The following is a 1,130-nucleotide window of genomic DNA, read 5'->3' as shown; positions in this document are numbered from 1 at the left end:
TTATTAGTTGAACCAATCGGGCGTTTACTGGCAGCCCGACCCCCACCTAACTTCTTTGCTTCCGCTGAATTTTGAGGTGGGAGTCTTACTGCCAGTTAATGCGGGATTAAATGTTTATTATTTCTATAACTTAGCCTAATTTTAAATGTATAACCTAAAAATAATTACTAAAAACCACTCATATAAGAGTGGTTTTTCTATTTCCCCATATAATTTAGCTGAATGTTACATCATCTTTATTTTAATATCTTTTATAGTAGACATTCTCTCGTTGACACAAACTAGTAGATTAGCAATGAAAATATCAAAATATATTTATAGGTGGTTGGAAGTAATTGTTTTCTGTTTAATAGCAAAAAAGAACACCCTCTCACAATTAGATAAGGTGCTCGTTTTCATTTTTATCGGTAATTCTCAATTCAATTTAGCTTCTTTCCAATAAGTAAAGATTAAATTAACTTAAAAACAAAGCGTTTTAAATTTAATTCATAGATCTTACTGAAACTTGGAATTGCCCCTTAGAACCATCATCATTTGAAACGTAAATTTTATATGTTCCATTCGGTAATGGAGATAAAGCATTCCGTACATTTGTAACATTAATTTGTTGTTCTCCAGGTTTTATATAACCACCAACAATTAGCTCTGTATTTGGACCTTTTACACTATATCCCATTGTATTTTGACCATTATTTTTCATAGAGAAGCTTAAGTCAGTACTCCCATCATATACGAAAGAAGTTTCAGCCTCGCCACTATAATCCATTGTTTGGGTTAATAATAAGTCTGCAGAAACATGTTCAACTACATGAATTGGATCATTCGTTTTGTGTACTTCTTCAGCATAAGTATTATTCCCTAACACACCAAGTGTTAATGCTGAAACTACTCCACAACTAAGCACTAGTTTATTTAACTTCATTTTAAGTTCCCCCTTGATGTTTGTATTCTATTACCATCATACATCCTTTTCCAAGTGCGTTTTTATGTAATAATTCATATCTATAAAACTATATATCTTAACTTTTTGTATTAACAGTTATTGAGAACCCCACATAGATAAAGCTACAATATTACGCTTCATAAAAAACATGTAAATTTTAAAGTCTTTTTCTAACAAAGTTTTATAC

At 30.8% G+C, this 1,130-nt stretch carries 1 protein-coding gene; it reads right to left on the bottom strand.

Going from position 1 to position 1,130, the window contains the following annotated elements; translation table 11 throughout:
* Positions 1-481: 481 nt before the first annotated feature.
* Entirely contained in the window at positions 482-922 is a 441-nt protein-coding gene (locus tag DN403_RS26510; RefSeq protein WP_000773517.1) for a hypothetical protein, read from the bottom strand.
* Positions 923-1,130: the final 208 nt, after the last annotated feature.

The sequence above is a fragment of the Bacillus sp. AY2-1 genome (assembly GCF_008368965.1).
GTDB lineage: Bacteria > Bacillota > Bacilli > Bacillales > Bacillaceae_G > Bacillus_A > Bacillus_A thuringiensis_S.
The sequence above is the reverse complement of the archived record's forward strand: the minus strand, read 5'-3'. Positions and strand labels throughout refer to the sequence as shown.